At 40.5% G+C, this 17,009-nt stretch carries 16 protein-coding genes and 2 pseudogenes; 16 read left to right on the forward strand and 2 right to left on the reverse strand.

Annotation, left to right across the window (positions count from 1 at the left end):
* The first annotated feature begins 3 nt into the window (after nt 1–3).
* The 9 genes from ACGTJS_RS11045 (at nt 4) to ACGTJS_RS11085 (ending at nt 9,120) form a co-directional block, all read left to right on the forward strand.
* Nucleotides 4–939 carry a hypothetical protein gene (locus tag ACGTJS_RS11045; RefSeq protein ID WP_410472108.1) on the forward strand — a complete coding sequence of 312 codons (936 nt, stop codon included), beginning with the start codon at nt 4–6 and terminating at the stop codon, nt 937–939.
* Nucleotide 940: 1 nt separating this feature from the next.
* Nucleotides 941–1,498 carry a hypothetical protein gene (locus tag ACGTJS_RS11050; RefSeq protein WP_410472110.1) on the forward strand — a complete coding sequence of 186 codons (558 nt, stop codon included), beginning with the start codon at nt 941–943 and terminating at the stop codon, nt 1,496–1,498.
* Nucleotides 1,499–1,710: 212 nt separating this feature from the next.
* Nucleotides 1,711–2,694 carry a hypothetical protein gene (locus ACGTJS_RS11055; protein WP_410472111.1) on the forward strand — a complete coding sequence of 328 codons (984 nt, stop codon included), beginning with the start codon at nt 1,711–1,713 and terminating at the stop codon, nt 2,692–2,694.
* A complete protein-coding gene (locus ACGTJS_RS11060; protein ID WP_410472112.1) occupies nt 2,691–3,185 on the forward strand; it encodes a hypothetical protein in 495 nt (164 codons plus the stop codon). The genes ACGTJS_RS11055 and ACGTJS_RS11060 overlap by 4 nt, the downstream gene beginning before the upstream one ends.
* Before the next feature lie 11 nt (nt 3,186–3,196).
* Nucleotides 3,197–5,770 carry a Hint domain-containing homing endonuclease gene (locus tag ACGTJS_RS11065; RefSeq protein WP_410472113.1) on the forward strand — a complete coding sequence of 858 codons (2,574 nt, stop codon included), beginning with the start codon at nt 3,197–3,199 and terminating at the stop codon, nt 5,768–5,770.
* Between the two features lie 109 nt (nt 5,771–5,879).
* Entirely contained in the window at nt 5,880–7,013 is a 1,134-nt protein-coding gene (locus tag ACGTJS_RS11070) for a hypothetical protein (protein WP_410472114.1), read from the forward strand.
* 8 nt (nt 7,014–7,021) lie between these two features.
* A complete protein-coding gene (locus tag ACGTJS_RS11075; RefSeq protein ID WP_410472115.1) occupies nt 7,022–7,318 on the forward strand; it encodes a hypothetical protein in 297 nt (98 codons plus the stop codon).
* Nucleotides 7,311–8,510 carry a hypothetical protein gene (locus tag ACGTJS_RS11080; protein WP_410472116.1) on the forward strand — a complete coding sequence of 400 codons (1,200 nt, stop codon included), beginning with the start codon at nt 7,311–7,313 and terminating at the stop codon, nt 8,508–8,510. Before ACGTJS_RS11075 ends, ACGTJS_RS11080 begins: the two co-directional genes overlap by 8 nt.
* Before the next feature lie 40 nt (nt 8,511–8,550).
* The gene (locus tag ACGTJS_RS11085; protein ID WP_410472117.1) at nt 8,551–9,120 is read left to right on the forward strand and encodes a hypothetical protein; all 570 of its coding nucleotides are present in this window, start codon (nt 8,551–8,553) and stop codon (nt 9,118–9,120) included.
* An 85-nt stretch (nt 9,121–9,205) separates the two neighbouring features.
* On the opposite strand, the pseudogene ACGTJS_RS11090 reads toward ACGTJS_RS11085, so the two are convergent.
* Nucleotides 9,206–9,292: pseudogene (locus ACGTJS_RS11090) on the reverse strand (transposase); the annotation flags it as partial.
* An 81-nt stretch (nt 9,293–9,373) separates the two neighbouring features.
* Between ACGTJS_RS11090 and ACGTJS_RS11095 the strand changes: the two are divergent.
* From ACGTJS_RS11095 to ACGTJS_RS11115, 5 genes are all read left to right on the forward strand, one after another.
* Nucleotides 9,374–10,480 carry an RNA-guided endonuclease InsQ/TnpB family protein gene (locus ACGTJS_RS11095; RefSeq protein WP_410472118.1) on the forward strand — a complete coding sequence of 369 codons (1,107 nt, stop codon included), beginning with the start codon at nt 9,374–9,376 and terminating at the stop codon, nt 10,478–10,480.
* A 107-nt stretch (nt 10,481–10,587) separates the two neighbouring features.
* The gene (locus ACGTJS_RS11100) at nt 10,588–12,474 is read left to right on the forward strand and encodes a hypothetical protein (protein ID WP_410472119.1); all 1,887 of its coding nucleotides are present in this window, start codon (nt 10,588–10,590) and stop codon (nt 12,472–12,474) included.
* A 91-nt stretch (nt 12,475–12,565) separates the two neighbouring features.
* A complete protein-coding gene (locus ACGTJS_RS11105) occupies nt 12,566–12,928 on the forward strand; it encodes a hypothetical protein (protein ID WP_410472120.1) in 363 nt (120 codons plus the stop codon).
* Between the two features lie 13 nt (nt 12,929–12,941).
* Entirely contained in the window at nt 12,942–13,223 is a 282-nt protein-coding gene (locus tag ACGTJS_RS11110) for a hypothetical protein (protein ID WP_410472121.1), read from the forward strand.
* 79 nt (nt 13,224–13,302) lie between these two features.
* Nucleotides 13,303–14,100: a hypothetical protein gene (locus tag ACGTJS_RS11115; RefSeq protein WP_410472122.1), complete on the forward strand. Its 798-nt coding sequence runs from the start codon at nt 13,303–13,305 to the stop codon at nt 14,098–14,100.
* A 93-nt stretch (nt 14,101–14,193) separates the two neighbouring features.
* Here ACGTJS_RS11115 and ACGTJS_RS11120 read toward each other — a convergent pair.
* A pseudogene (locus ACGTJS_RS11120) lies at nt 14,194–15,012 on the reverse strand (IS5 family transposase).
* A gap of 86 nt (nt 15,013–15,098) precedes the next feature.
* Here ACGTJS_RS11120 and ACGTJS_RS11125 point away from each other — a divergent pair.
* Nucleotides 15,099–15,599 (forward strand): hypothetical protein, encoded by a 501-nt coding sequence (locus tag ACGTJS_RS11125; RefSeq protein WP_410472123.1) that lies wholly within the window; start codon nt 15,099–15,101, stop codon nt 15,597–15,599.
* 33 nt (nt 15,600–15,632) lie between these two features.
* Entirely contained in the window at nt 15,633–17,009 is a 1,377-nt protein-coding gene (locus ACGTJS_RS11130; RefSeq protein ID WP_410472124.1) for a hypothetical protein, read from the forward strand.

A 17,009-nucleotide genomic window follows, 5' to 3' on the forward strand; every position in this document is an offset into this window, starting at 1 on the left:
TTTATGTCAAGAACAACCAAAGCAATTACCTACAACATAGCCGAACGTGGGCGAAAATATGTCGGACAAGACCGCTCCAACGTAGATATTGGCTCTATGGTAGATATGATTAACGCACCTGCCACACAAGAAATGGTAAACACAGGCGATATGTACGGCTACTATGGGCATGAAATCCGTATGCTATACGGCATGAACCCACCTGATACCGTAGTAACTGATGACGGACGAGAAATCCGTATCGCCCCTGCCATTCGCACTATTGAATTATCAGCAGACAAAAATGGCAATGTAACCCACCGTGAAGAGTTTTTAAGCAACGAAGCTGGCGAATATGCGTATCAACAATATAAAGCCAATATTGGCGGATTTAGCACCGCTGTAAACTTTGCACCGTCAGCCAACGGAATGCGATATGTGAATGGTTTTTTTGGATTTGACTATGTGCGAAACCCAAACTACCACACCAACAAGGGCAATGGCTTGTTTGACGGCTTGGACTTAAGCTGTGGATTTGACAGTATTGCCAATCCGACCGATGAACAGATAAGTTTGCGACAAGTGGTTGAACAAAGCCTAATCACCCAGTATGACAGTATCTATCAAGTTATCCATGCCAAAGATGACGTAGCAACTGCCAAAGATATGATTGATTTTTACCAACAAGAAGCCCTAGCAAGCCAACAACAACTACAGGACTATATCAGCCGTCAAGAGCGATTAGCCAAAAAACGCCTTGAGCGTAAAGAAGCGTTGTTAGACGGTATGATTTGCCCTAGCGTGCCTTTTAGTCAGTTTTTGGAAGAGATTAGAGCGTTTGACAGTGTGCCATTAAAGCCATTGACTGATGATGAACAGGCAAAATCAAAAATTGTTGAACATTATCAACGACAAGCGGATGGTGGTTTGGGTGGTATTTTAAAAATGTTTGGTAGTTAAGATGTTTGATTTGCTAAATGAGATTGGCAAAATTCCAACAAATAGCTTATTGCAAACCTATTTAGATAGGCAATCCGCCATGTTTGACAGTACAAGTGCGATGAAATCGGTTGTTGCTAATATTAAACGTGGTGAAAAAGCCATGACAAAAGCCTTGCTGGATAAAACATCAGTTCACCGTGCTATGTATTTGCAGGGTAATGATGATTTTAATGGTGGTTGGGTGGATTTTGAGTGGGGTGATGTTGGACGAATAAGACCCAATGGCAAAACCAAAGGCGGTAAGGGTTTAAGTCATATTATTGAAGGTCGTATGAGAAAAGACAATATGACTTATGATGAAGCAGTTTTATTTTTGACAAAAAACGTTCCAGAAGCGATTGCCAAAGGCACAATAGTAGAAGTTGAACAAGACCCAAATCAAGAAAAAGTTTATGCTGTTATTTTAATTTATAAAAAAACAAAAATTGCTTTTAGAAAAGCTAAAGGTAGTAATAGTTGGGTTATTAGTGCTTATGAAATGAATAGAACTGGTGGGGCAAAATATAAAAATGTGTAGGTGCGGATATGATGACGGCGTATTCATCATACCCCTATGCACGTTTTTATCGCTAAATAACGTGGGGGCTACACGTCGGCATTTGATTCAAAATAAACAGAATAAACCGTTTTATCCGATACGCACGCCATTAACTAATAAGCGGACGTGGGTGCAAAATACCTAATTAATTTAACGTAAATTTTTAAAAAAGTCAATCAAAAGGTAAAAATATGACCGATAGATACATAAAATCAAGCCTTGAATGTATTCAAATGGCATGGGCGTATTGTTTGCGAGATTTTCGCCAATGGTGCAAGCCTGAAGGACAAGCCGTATATCGGTGGAAAACCGCACCGATTGAACAAGCGATTATGGCTTGTCGTGGCAATATGATTGACGATAGCCAAGCCATGTTAAAAGCATGGGAAGAAAACATCAACCGCAACAACAACGGTGAAACAAGAACGGCTTTTATCCCTGTGATGACAACGGCTATCGCTCCGATACAATCACCACCTGAATATGACCAAGTTGTCGGTCGCTCCGATTGGCTAACCGTAACCATACCACATGACCCAGATAAACGAGTGTTACAGTTACGCTCCATGCCGTCAGCTTTTCGCTGTCAGATTGCCTTTTTTTGTCCTGATGTGCATGGTGCGATGATGGTGTCTAACCAGTTTTGTGCGTATTTTAAACATGAAAGCAAGCGTACCTTTGCCGTGCCGTTTGAACTTGGTTATTTTGACGGTAAAAAAATCGTGGATAATTGGAATTTTAGGGTGCTTGACAATAGCCTTTATCCTGATAGTGCAGGCGAGTATAAAAACCTTACTATTGTAACGGTGGATTGTACCATTATGGGTGATATTCCGATTGTGGTAGGGCTTGACGGTGATTGGGATAATTTAACAGATACTGGCGAAGTAGGCACACCTGATAAATGGAAAGATATACCACCAACCAATGATATTTTGCCACCAACACCACAAAACCCACAAAATCCGAATAATCCGTTTGTACCGATTGGGGTTAATCCACCAAAAACCAGTGTTAATACGCCATTTACACCGATTAATGGCGGTACAACCACAACGGACGATTTAAACAAAGTGGTGATACAAGCCGATGTTTACGATGTGATTAACAGACAAGTTAATGCGGACGTTGACACTGGTGAAATCACGGTAGAGCCATTAAAGGATAAGCCATGAACAACATTGTGATTGTGGATAGCCGTTGTGCAGGGTATCAAGGTGAGCCTATCCGTGTGATTGCGGTAACAATGGCGGATAGTGGCGAGATTTTGGTAGAAAAACAAGCCAACTGGCATGAACCTGTCGTCAAAAATGACAATGTGGTTGTGGTAACAGATACGCCAAATCAGTTTAACAACTGGTCGCTGTGTTTTCGTGAGCGTGAGAATATCCGTGCTTTGTTGGACGCATTTTTTGATGTTAGCCGTAGCGGTCTATTGCAGATTAGCGATGATATGCGTATGTATGACCCAAAGGACGTGTTACAGAGTAAAAAAATGAGCGAAACAGGGCAGGATTATGAGTTTGATACCAATGTAAGCAATGGACACATGGCGGTGTTAATGGCGATTTGGGGGGCAAGGCTTGCTTACGGTGGTTTTATGCTGACCCATGATGTCGTATCTGATGATGATAGCGATAGCGATTTTATGCCGTTTAGTGTGTAGGGTAAAGGTTTATGTTAGAAGATTTGCGAACGCTCCCAGAATGGCACGAAGCCTGTAAACGCTACCGTTACGATATTACTCGTTTTGCGGTTGAAGCGTTGAACATGACAATACAAGCAGGACAAGCCGTTACCCCACAACAAGAAATGTTATTTACTAGCATTCAAGTACCTGGTAGTAGGACAACGGTGGCGTCTGGTCATGGTTGCTTTGGTATAGATACGCCCATTATGTGCTATGACGGCACGATTAAAGTGGTGCAAGATATTACGCTTGACGATGTGCTTATGGGTGATGACGGCACGCCTAGAAATGTGCTTGATTTGTGTCGTGGGCGTGAAAATATGTATCGCTTTACCTACAATGACGGTACAAGCCATGTGTTTAATGAAAGTCATATTTTGTGTTTGGTTGCCACCAATTCAAAAGGAACAAGAAAAACAGGTGATAAAAACACAGTAACCGTTAAAGAATACTTAACATGGGGATCTGATAAAAAACGCTGTCATGCTGTTTATAGAAATTCTGTTGATGATTTTGGCGGTATTCAGCAATCATTGCCTATAGACCCTTATATTTTTGGTACTTGGCTTGGCGATGGTTCAAGTCGTGGTACAGAAATCACAACAGCAGACGATGAAATAAAACAGGCATGGCAAGACTATGCTAATCAATTAGGTTGTCGCTTTGTAGAAAGAGCCAAAAAAGGGAAAGCAACTACTTATGCTATATCAAAGGCAAGTCCTAGTAATCATTGTAAAAATCTGTTTTACCATGCTTTAAATGATTTAGGGGTATGGCAAAACAAGCATATTCCACAAATTTACTTAACAGCAGACTTAGAAAGTAGAAAACAGTTGTTGGCTGGCTTGATTGATACAGACGGTTCAAGAGATAAAAATGGCTATGATTTTGTACAAAAAAACAAAACAATTGCTTATCAAGTGGTATTTTTGGCTAAGTCTATTGGCTGTCATGCAACCGTCAAAAAAATTACAAAAGTTTGTGGTAATAATGGAGCGGTGGGTACATATTATCGTTTAACTATTGGTAGAAATATTGATTTAATTCCAGTAAGAATTGAAAGAAAGAAACGTCTTGATACGCCACATCAACGTAGAAATTTAAATTTCGGTATAAAATCTGTTGAGCCTTTAGGTATGGGCGATTATTACGGTTTTGTATTGGACGGCAATCATCAATTTTTAGGAGGCGATTTTACGGTACTGCATAATACAGGAAAATCACGCTCGGCTGGCATTGTTGCTTTGTGGCATTTATTGTTTTTTGAAGAAAGTATTATGATGTTCACCGCTCCACAAATCGGACAGTTAAGAACCGTAGTTTGGAAAGAAATTAGCATTTGTCTTGATAGATTGCGACAAGGTGCGATTGGTTGGTTGGCTGAATATGTCGCTGTTTTTGCCGAAAAAGTGTATATTAAAGGCTTTGAAAAAACATGGTTTGTCTTTGCTAAAACCGCACCAAAACACAGCCCTACCAATATCGCAGGGCAACACGGTGATAATTATATGGTATGGGGTGATGAAGCGTGTGGCATTGATGACGCTGTTTTGGAAGTGGCAATAGGTGCATTAACCCATGCAGATAACAGGGCAGTTTTGACTAGTCAGCCAGCTCGTGGCACAGGGTTTTTTTATGATACCCAACACAAACTAAGCCACAAAAACGGTGGTAAATGGATTGCGTTAAAATTTAACGGTGAACTTTCGCCCATTGTCAGCCGTTCAAAACTGGTAGAAGCCTTGTATCAATATGGCGATAGAAACGCACCTGGTTATCTTATCCGTATTCGTGGTGAATTTCCAGAATTAAAGGGTGAATTTTTAATCACTCGTTCCGAATTTTTAGCCATGCTACAAAACAAAAATATCATTGGTAGCGATGAGCGTTTTGGCTATCTGATTACGGTGGACGTAGGCGGTGGCGTTGGTCGTGATAGTAGCGTGATTACCGTTAGCAAGGTGATTGACAAAATGGTGAAAGGACGGCTTGAACGGTTTGTAGAAATATTGCAAATCCCCATGTGGAGCAGTCAAGCCCAAATCAACCAAATCAAAGCAACTATCTATGATTTACTAGATAGCTATGCAGGGGCAACGCTCGTGATTGACCCTATCGGTAGCGGTGCAGGTCTATGTCAAACGCTCAAAGCCGAAGGGGTGTATTTTGTTGAAGTACACTGGGGTGTATCATGCTTTAAAAACGCCAACAAGCTATATTATTGCAACAAACGCAGTCATGCCTATGTCATGCTGTCAAAAGCCATGCAACAAGGGCGTTTTTGCATTGATGACAAGGTGTTAAAAAACTATGGCGTAAAAAATAACATTGAAGAACAGGCGATAAAACTACCCTATACTTTTGACGATAAAGCACGTTGGAAACTATTATCCAAAGATGATATGAAAAAACAAGGGATTACGTCCCCTGATATTTTAGATACATTTGCTTTTATCTTCCTAGAATATGTCAATTATAGTCCAACGGATAGCGATAGCGTGGTGGTAAAAACCAAAGAAGATAGGTTTAGCCAGTTAAAACAAATTGCAAGTCAAGTATAATTTGTAAATATCACTATGACTAATTTATAGATTTGATAAGGAACACGGCAAAAAAGCCGTGTTTTTTTTGGGATAATAGGCTAAAAGTTTTTTTATTTTAGGGATAATTATGGCAACCCAACCGATTATTTTTACAATTACCAACGCAGGTAAAAATGCGATGTTAGACATAGATAATATTGGGCTAACCTTGCGTTTGTCGCATTTTGGCATTGGTCGTGGCAAATACACGCTAACTGGTAACGAAAAGGCTTTAAAATCAGAGATTAGCCGAACCGTCATCAGTGCAGGGGATATTGAACCGACAACGCATACGTTACGCTTTTCTACCACGTTGTACGCTGATAGCGAAACGGAAGTGTACGAAGTTGGGGTATTTACCGATACTGGTGTGTTGTTTGCAGTGGCAAGTATCACGTCAAAGCCATTTTTTAAGATTTACCCTCATGTGGCATTTGTGGCAAGTTTTGGGCTGACGCTTGATGAGTTTGATATTAGCAAGGTTACGGTGGTAAATGACCCAAATGGGGCGTTGTCGCTTGCCATTATGCAACAGCATTTAGCCCATGCTGACCCACACCCACAATATGCGTTGCGTAGTTTGCTTGATGAAGTAAGCAATACGGTGATTAAAAAATTGCAAGAACAAGTAGAGCGACTAAAAATCCCAATTGGTGGACTACTGATTACCGAACACCATTATGAAAATAGCCAAGCTATTCATGATGAGATTGGTTATGGCAACTGGATACGAACCGCACAAGGTAAAGCGATTGTCGGACAAAATATCCATGCAGCCGACTGGACGGCAGAGCTTGGGGCAATTCATCAATATGCGACAGGAAATGACGTACGACAAGCCCAAATCTTTGCGGTATGGCAACGTGTGCCTGATGACTATGTACCGCCAACTTATCGGGTGTATTGGACATCTGATGATCAGGGCAACAGCCAAATTAGCCAAATCAATGAAGGTGAAAAGGCGTTTTTGTGGGTTGAAGTGGCGAATTTGATTACGCCACAGCCGATAGGGGCGGTGCTAGACGGTGATAAGCACGATAGTATCAGTATTGCAGGCGGTCGTTTTGATTTTCCACCAACGCTTGACAATGGTAAAACTAAGCTGGGCGAGTTTGCTCCAACGGCTATTAGCAAAGACATGACGATTAGCATGGGGATTAGTCTGCCTAATGATGAGCAGGTTTTGGCAAAATTAACGGTGAAAAATCAAACTGATTTTTAAAGGTGTATATGAAACTCAATCTTTATCACAACGCTATCCGAGACCTTGTTAATCTGATGATTAGCAAAGGCAAAACAGGTCAAATTGTCAAACACAGCATAGGAGCGGACGAAATCAACGACCCTACGCTAATCGCCCAACGTGTCTATGGCAACCGCTATGACTATGACGTGGTTATAATCTGTGCAGGTACAAATGCAATATGGCAACCACTACCACAAACAGACATTTACCTACCGACCCCAACCCAACTATTTGCCCTAAAGAAAAAATACAACATCTTTACAGGTGGTGTCTATGGCTAATAGTGGGGCTAAACATGGGGCTAACAATGGCAATGACCGCAACAATGGCAATGATGATTTAACCTATTTTAACCTACAATCATCAGACGGTATCAGCATTCAAGACCGCCTAATCGCAAATATGTCAAGGGAGCAAATCCGAGCATACCGAAAACAAGCAACCCAGCAAGCCTTGCGTGGGCGATATGCAAGCACCCAAAACAAGCAACAAGACGAACTGATACAAGCCATTCATGACGGCAAACGCCTAACAGAAAAAAACCTACAAACCTTAATCAATCAAGCCAAATCAAGTGCAGGGATTTCTAGCAGTGAGTTATTAGACTTTACACTTGGAGCGACCAAAAAAAACAAGGCTATCCGTGATAAGGTACTATCACCGTCTGTATTGCAGTTGTATATACAAAACGTACAAAAAGCGTCCAAGCACTTTGTCGGTGGTATTACCCCAACTGAAGTTATCAACCAGTCAAGGGCGGTAGATATAAAACGAGCCAATGAACAAATATTTTTGGCGACCATATTCAAGCGAAAAGGCAACGAGCTGTATTTTTTGACCAATGCAGGTCCTAATAGTAAAAGCGATAACCACTATGTAACGGTTGAATTGTTAGATTTTCCGACTTTGGTACTAGGGCGAAAAAATCTACCAACCACAAGAGAGATAAAAAACGTCCTTGAACATGGCAAAATCAAGTTTGACTGCGATTGTGGACGGCATACATACTGGTATCGCTATATTGCAAGTGTGGGTAAGTTTAACTTTGGGGCGTATGAAAACCGCTATCCGAGTACGAGAAATCCACAATTAACAGGGGTGGCTTGTAAGCACGTTTTACGAGTGATGCAAACGCTAACATCTGGTACAACAGTTGAAAAGATTAAACAGTATGTTAAACAGGACTTGAAAAAAGGGGACGGCAAACATCATTCACAGCGATTGAGCCGTGAGCAGATAACACGAGAAGCAGAGTTTCAAGCTGACCCAAGACGAGCCGAGCATTATCGCAGAAAGATTATCCAAAAAATTCAAAAGCAGTTAAAACTGGTGATGAAAACTTTTGAGCCTTTGCCAACAGGGCAGCAGTATCAAGTCATGCGACAAATGCAAGCGACAGGCATACGCTTTAGCCAAGAACAACAGCGTGCTTTTGAAGCGTATCAACGTAGCCAAACGCCTTTTAGACGGTAGGTGTGGTATTGCTAGACACTTTAACAGTTAAGGAAATTACATGAGTATCAGACAAGAACCACATTTAGTCGCAAACGGCAGACGGCTTGCCAGTCGTGCTATCGTATTACAAAGTTTGCAATCTATCCCTGCTTATGCCTTTAAACGTGTGATTGTACCGATTACCGACAGTTTTTTTGACAATCGCACTGATGAAACATGGGCAGGGCTAGGCGTTGCCAGTAACGCAGATGAACACGCCTTTGACTATGAGCCGTTGGGCTTTGCTATGGTAACGATTGAACAGTTTATCGGTGGGTCTATCCATGACAATAACATGATAGTAACGACCGATGAAGTGATGATAGCAGGGCAAGTTGAGCCGTATTATCCAAATCTAAAAGGACGTGATAGACTGCTACAAATACCAGAATGGCAACCAAAAAAAGGGGATTTGTTTTGTTTGCTTTTGGCAAGCGATGATTATATCTATATGGAATGTGTGGGGCGGACTGGTTCTAGCATTATGGCGGATTTTGGGGCGAAGTATGTGTTTAATCAAAAATTCAACCTAGATTTTTTGCCTGTATTTGATGAAAGTAAGCTAGATGATGTCGGTGCGTTGGATTGATTTATCCTCCGTTGCCGTAAAACCACCGACTTCAGGCGGTGGATATAAGGCAAATTAAGCAATCATGCTTACGCATGGACGTTGTTTAGTGCGGTGTATTTTGCTGTTCAATGTACTGGCGGATAATCTCGATTGGAGCACCGCCACAACTACCTGCAAAATAGCTAGGCGACCCCGTCTTAACTCTGTTTTTTCGCTTGACATAAAAATTAGACCAATTTAAAATAAAACAAATTAAGTATATATCATAACAATGAAAACACTCAAGCTACGCATACGAGACAAACACACAGACCAACTAAATCGCCTAAGCGGTTCGGTGAATTTCGTATGGAACTACGTCAATGACTTGAGTTACAATCACCTACAAAAGACTGGCAAATTCTTTAGTGCTTACGACCTAAACGAATACACCAAAGGTAGCAGTGAATTACTGGGCTTGCACTCTCAAACCATTCAAGCCATCAATGAAACCCATGCCAAATCAAGAAAGCAATTTAAAAAAGCAAAACTTAACTGGCGTACTAATAACCCAAAGTCTAAACGAAAATCGTTAGGTTGGCTACCATTCAAACAATCGGCTATTAAACACATTGCCACACACCAAACTGGTAAAAAAGGCTTAAAATCCACCTTACAACTATCCCTAGCCAAAGGACAAAAGCTAGTTATTGACCTATGGGACAGCTACAACCTTAGCCTATATCAAATCAACACCCTTGAGGTCGTCCAAGACAACCGTAACCGTTGGTATGTCTGTATCACCGTCAAAGAATACCCTAGAACTACTTGCGCTACTGGTAGTTTAGGCATAGACTTAGGATTAAAAGAAAGTGCCACCACCTCAAACGGTGACAAGCTCACAATCAAGCAAACGCTCAAATATGCCAAAGAGTTAGCCATAGCTCAAAGAGCCAAAAACAAACAACGTGTTAAGGCAATCCATGCCAAAATCAAAAATACACGCCAAGACCTCATCCACAAATTCACCACCCAATTAGTCAAAGACAACGCCCTAATCGTGGTAGGTGATGTGAAAACCACCCAATTCAACAGCAAAAAAGGCAAACTAGCCAAGTCAGTATATGACGCAGGTTGGTTTGAACTCAAACGACAACTGACCTACAAATGCGAGAACACAGGTTGCCGTTTTGAAATCGTAAATGAACGATACACTACCCAAACTTGTTCGTGTTGCGGTCAAATCGACAGCAACAGTCCGAAAGGTAGAGCAGGTTTGCGAATAAGAGAATGGACTTGTGCGAAGTGTGGCACATGGCATGATAGAGATATTAATGCCAGTAAGAACATTCTTGCGGTCGGGCTTGACCGTCTGGGAGCAGGAATCCCCGAACGATAGGGAGGGGAGGAAGTCAATTAACGGTTTTTTGCGTTCGGAACACCTTTTTTAAGGTGTTTTTTGTTATTTTAAGATAATCATACCAATATCAACAATAGGAAAATGGTATGAATCCAGATATTAAACAAGCCCAAGAATTTGACCATAAAATCGCCACGCAAGTACAAAAAACCGAGCGATTTTTGGCTGACTTTAACCAAAAACGTCAAAACCAAACTGCATTGCAGGCGTTTGATAGTCTTTTAAAACAGCACCCTATGGGTGAAGCAGTGGCAAAACATGAAATGCCTGATGCACTGGCTACCTTGTTAAATAGCCGTGCAATCACAACGGCTGACAATGTGATTAAAACCCAATTTGACAATCTGAACGACAAATCACCTGATGAAGTGCAAAAACTGGCAAATATCAAAGGCACACAAGCCATTTTTGACGGCATTGAACAAGGTATCGCTATCTACAAAAAACGCAATGGCGGTGCTGAACCATCGGCAAATGTTATCTATGATGCACTGATAACAGCGGTAAATACCTGTACCGAACATTCTACTGACCAAAAAATCAAAGCCCAGTTTGACAGCTTAAGTTTTGAACATCATGAAGCGTTATCAGTTGTTCCTGCTCAAATCATGGTTACAATCCTAACCAACATTGCCAACAGCCTACCAATGGTCGCAAAACTACCAAACCCAATCGGTAGTAACGAAGTGCCATTAATCTATGGTCGTACCGTTGCTAATATGCGTATGGGTGCAACCGAAAAAGGCGATTATATTGACGGTGTAAAAGCTGGACACCCTTATCTTGAAAACCGCCATACACTTATCATGGAAAAAGCAGGTGCGGACTTTAGCACTCCGATTCATGTCGGTTATACAAAACAGGTTAATGCTGACCATACAATCGGTTTTGTCGCTGATACAACAACACCAAAAGCTCCATTTTTGGGCGGTCGTGTGGTGATTACTGTTAAAGGCGTACCAGTTGCCAATGACCACTACAAATCACACCCAACCCAAACAGGCGTGTCAAAACTACAACCGATTGGCGATAAAGCAATTACGGTTGATGGTAAAGAATACCTTGTAACAACAGGTTCTGCTGACCTTGATAATCATACAGTAAGTGTAACTTTTGACACATCTAAAACCGAACCAGAACAAAACGAAGTTCATGTACAAGTTATCTTTGACTATGAGCGTAAAAAACCAAATAGCAAAGAATATGTATTGACCCCACCTGGTATGGATATGGAATTTAACATGGCTTCGGTCTATGCAAGTCCAATGCGTACCGAAAGCACGGCAACCATTGACGCTATTACCCAAATGCGTAATGAGTTGAACCTTGACTGGCGTGTCGCTGTGTTAGCTGCTACACAACAAAAATACTACCTAGAACAAAATGCACGATTGCTCCGTGAACAGGTAATGTCATGTCTGCAACAAGCTAACCATACTGTTGTATTTGATGCACAAAAAGCAGGTGTCCAATACACCAACTTTGGCGATGGCTTTACCGCAATTAAAGCATCAATCAACAATGCAAAAGTTGCCTTGTCTGAAATGGTGAATTTCCCAATCGCTGGCGTGGATATTTTTGTTGGTAAAAAAGGTGCTGGCGTGTTCATGTCAATGACCACCACCGAATACACACCAACAGGGGTAAGCTACGGTGATAACACAAGCATTTATCAAATCGGTACAATGACTGACGGTACTCGCATCTACTACGTTCCAGATAGCCTAGCATGGTTAGATGAAACAGGTGCTACTACCACTGCAACTGCCTTGTTATTGCCACGTCCTACAACGCCAACACGCTCGCCATTTGTCGGAACTACTGCGGTTGCTCCAATGACATTAACAGCGAATTATGATGCGTTTGCAGAGCATACAGCGATTTATAGCCGTATGGGTGCTGACCGTAACCCACACCCTGACTTTGGCAACCAAGCAATGTTAATCCAAATGCTAAACCTACCTAGTATTTAATTAAAAAAGTTGCTTCGTGCTTACGGGAATGGGTAGCCGTAAGCATTTTTTAAAAAATTAGCTTTAAGCAAATTTGCATTAAGGATAAAAAATGGCAAAACGTAAAACCAATACCGAAACAGATGTACAAGCTGAAGACAAAGTAACTGAACCAGTCGTAGCTGATGATACTGATACGCCAGTTAAACCTGTAGATGAGCCTGTGGTCGCTCCAGTTGAAAAGGTTGAGCCAACCAAAGCTGAATCAGTTGTAGAAAAAAAGGCGGAAAAAAGGGCTGACAATGTTATTAAGGTTTTTAACAATGCCAGTCGTAATCTGTATGAACCTGCAACAGCAACATTGCTAAAATCTGGTGAAACAACTGATATTTTTATCACGGTAGAAAAACAGCGTATTATTAATAATATCAATCAGTTAAATTATCTGCATGGTAATTGTCTGGTAATTCAATAATGGGGTTTTGGCGATGATTGAAACAAAAATTTTAGATGAAGCGGTTGGTATCCAGTATCAAGGCGTAACTGACCTGTCTGAAACGTCCAATGTAGCAAGTCTGACAAAAGCGACCATTGTAGGGCGTTTTAAACGTGGGGTTGTTGGTCGTCCGTTTAAAGTTACTCGTGATAATTATCAAGCACTTTTGGGGTTTGATAGTAGTAATGCGGATTATCTAGCGGTGGAAGATGCTTTTGCTCGTAGGATTACGGAATTGACGGTTATGCGGATTGGTAAACCTGTGGGAAAGTAGTTGCCCCTGATGATAATAAGGGGTCTAATAATACCAATACCAGAAAACCGAGCTATATCACTTTAACAGGAACACCATAATGTACGCACTTAAATACAAAATTAATGACGGTGAATATCAAGTTATTCACTCGTCATATCTACCAAAAAATGCGGAAGCAAATACATGTTTAGCATATATATTAAATGCCATTGGATTGACAACAGACGGTAATGATGCAGTTTCACCTTTTTTTGTCCTTCAAGGTGATTTAGATGGTGCAAAATTAACTGCAATTAAAGGCATACAATCAAACACCTTGTCTAGTATACAAAAACGCAATCTGGGTGAACGCTTGCTCAATGGTGAAAATACCATTACATTTGAAAAAATGACCCAAACTGAGTTAACAGACGTAAAGGCAAATACTGATTTATTCACTTGGTTAAAACAATGTGTGGGCAGTACCACGCCACCAGAAGGGTATGATTTGCCAATTGTTACTGAAACAACAATTAAATGTTTTGGTCTTGCGATAATCAAACCTATTACCAATCCAGTCGTAACAATACATTTTACTCTTAATGGGTCTAATTACGATGAACAAGGGAATTACTCTACTTATGCAGTCGCCCAAGCATATTTTGTTGAAGGCTATGAATATCTAAAAGTTAATGGCGTAGATTTGTTGAGTACTGGTTTGGGCTACGGTATTAGTGGTGTGGAAATTATAGCAGATAGTGGTGGTGATGTGTCTTTCGCAACTCGTGAAGCTACGCCTATTAATGTTGAAGCTAAATTTAATCAAGCTATTTCCCAATACGAAATGCAACTTGTTGGTGGTAATGCAACTATCCGAGAAGATAAGAGTGTTGTTTTTACATTGCTGGCAAGTTAATAATGAAATTAAGTTACTGCACCACTTGTAAAGATAGGGTATGGCAGTTAGAACAAACGTTGCCACACAATACCCATTAGACCTCTTTCCAAACTAACCCAACTCGAAATTATAAATGGCACAAATCAAATTAACCCTTAAGCCAAAGCGTTTTCTGCGATTACGATAACGACAGGCTAGGATTTTAAAACGTTTGATTTTGCCGATAACATGTTCATTGGTTACCCGTTCAGAAGCTAATTCTCGATTGGCTTGTTTGTCAACTTTAGATAGTGGATTAAGCTTGGTTTTCTTTTTTGGGAATTTGCTATTGGCATGGTGTTTGTGTATGCCTTGATAGCCCGAATCTACTTGGATTAAGATACTAGGCTTTATACGCATTTTTGAGTATTGGTAAAGTTTAAAGTCATGGGTTTTACCTTTGCTAAAATGGGTACAAAGTATTTTTTTGCTGTTTTTATCGACAACGATTTGTGCTTTTAAGGTGTGGTGTTTCTTTTACCTGAGTATTGCCTGCGTTGCTTTTTTGGGTCGCTCACAAGGTACTTCGGTTGCGTCTATCAGTACGGTTTCAAGGTTTGGGTCTTGCCATAAAGCCTTTTTGCTAGGTAGGGCAAAGTCTTTGTGGGCTATCAGTATGCTTTCTACCCATTTGATGGTTTTACAGACAGCACTTTCACTGATACCAAAGTCTTGCCCTAGGTGAAATTGGGTGCGATATTCTCGGTAGTAACTCAAAGTCAGCATGAGCTTGTTTTCTAGGCTGATTTCATTTTTCCTGCCACCTTTTTTGTGTTGTTCGTTGTATGCTTCTTGTAGTATGGTGAGCATATGAGTATAGGTACTTCTTTGGATGCCAAAGTAGCGTTTAAATTGTGCGTCACTGAGTTTTTCTGCTTGTTCGGGTATCATGCTTTTGCTGTTTTTTCTAAAAATCAGTATTATACCAAATCACTATTAAGGTTTGGAAAGAGGTCTATTATTTACAATCAGATGTGGTGGATTTAATTATTATTGCTTTTAACGACACCACCGTAAAGCCTTTTTTACAAAAACATTATGCTGACTATCTAAACGATGGTCGCATAAAATTGATTGAGCATTTTGAAAATATTATATTTGCTGATGGTAGTGATTGGTCATGTGGTTATGTTAAAGATATTGCTCATCGTAATGCTATAGGTGATGTATTGTTTAATCTTGATGCTGATAATTTCATTGATGATGAATTACATGAATTATTATTAAATCTAAAACCAAATGAAATTGTTATAACTAAACAAACTGAATGGTTGCCAGACGGCAGAAGCGGAAGAATTGGTATACATAAATCCATATACGGAAAAATCCGCTATCAAGATAAAGGCAGGTCTGACGATGGTGATTTTATTATACAAGCTATTTTATCCAAACTAAAAATCAAACAGATAGCTTGTAAATACAAACCAGTATCAAATAATCGGAACATCAAAAAACACCCTGTAATGACAATGCCATAATAAGCCTATCTTAACAACGATAGGCTTATTTTTATGGAAAAGCAAACCCTATACCTTGCCTTAACCAAGCAAGGCTTTACCCTAAGCTATACAGACACACCAGATGCCTTAGCCGTTGTCGCTATGCTTGGTGATTATGTGTTTGACAATAACTGTCAGATGACCGTCAAAGTTACCGATACCAAAGACGGTTCAAACCCTGATGACCCATTGAACAACCTAGTATTTACCCTTGATATTAGCGATAAGATTGATGATAAAAAAATCACCAGTCTAACAGGTCGTTTATACGTTGGCGGTGGTATTGAAGCATTAGAACAAAATTATCCACAAAAACTTAGTTATATCACCAAAAAACTGGATTTTTACGGTGCGTTGGACGGTGAAAATGACTTTTTTGACGTGGTGGAAACTCGCTATCAAAAAGACAAAGCCGATGAAATCGTGGCAAAACTAAAAGAAGTAGGCGTGTTTAATCTATTAAACAGCTACCGAATTTCTAAAAAAGTGGTCGCTATCCCTGCAACGCCAAACGATACGGATTTGACCGCTGAACAGGTGCGTGTTGCATTAACCAAAGCAGTCAAACCTAGCTATTTTATCTTGGCAAATATTGATGACTTACCCATGATTGATGCCGTTATGTCGGTAATGGATAAGTTTAACAATCATTTGTTTATTGATGTAGGTGAGATTAGCGATTATCAACAAGTTGTCGCTTTTGTAGATAGCCTTGCACTAGCAGACCACCGTGTGCGTGTGCTATGGAATCCAAACCTTTCACACCCAAACAATGCAACAACGGTTTTGGCTCGTAAAAAATGGCGACCTTGTGTTGGTGATTATCTAGCCTTGCATTTGTTGCGTAACGCAAGACGAAACAGTCAAGGTATTCCACCTATCAATATCCCTGTCGCTGGCTATGCTTTTCCATTGAATTTTAAAGGCATGAAGCAAATGGCAACGGTCAATCTTGACGAAGAAGCACAAAATGCCCTTGCTAAAGCTAAAGTGATTGTGGTTTTAAACGAAAACTATGGCAATGAAAGCCGTTGGATTTATGGCGATGTATTAACACAACGTGATAGTGATACCAGTGCATTACGCCTTGCTAATGCTGCTGAAATTGAAACATTTACGGCTAATATGGTGATTGATATTATCAAACGTCATATGCTAACGCCAATGAGTAACTTTTTACAAAATGCGTATGATGATTGCGTGGCGTTCCTAGATGCGTGCGTGTCAGCAGGGCTACTGGGGCGAAGTGAGCAGTTGGGTGGTTTGTACTATGCGTTATCCATTGTGCCAAGAGAAGATAAGCCGTTTGAAGCGGTTGATGTGAAGTTTGCACGCCGTCCAGAAGGTGCGGTACGTCAAGCCTACCTCGAAACCACGATTAATAAGTAA

The sequence above is a fragment of the Faucicola mancuniensis genome (genome assembly GCF_046523945.1).
In the GTDB taxonomy this organism is placed as follows: domain Bacteria; phylum Pseudomonadota; class Gammaproteobacteria; order Pseudomonadales; family Moraxellaceae; genus Faucicola; species Faucicola mancuniensis.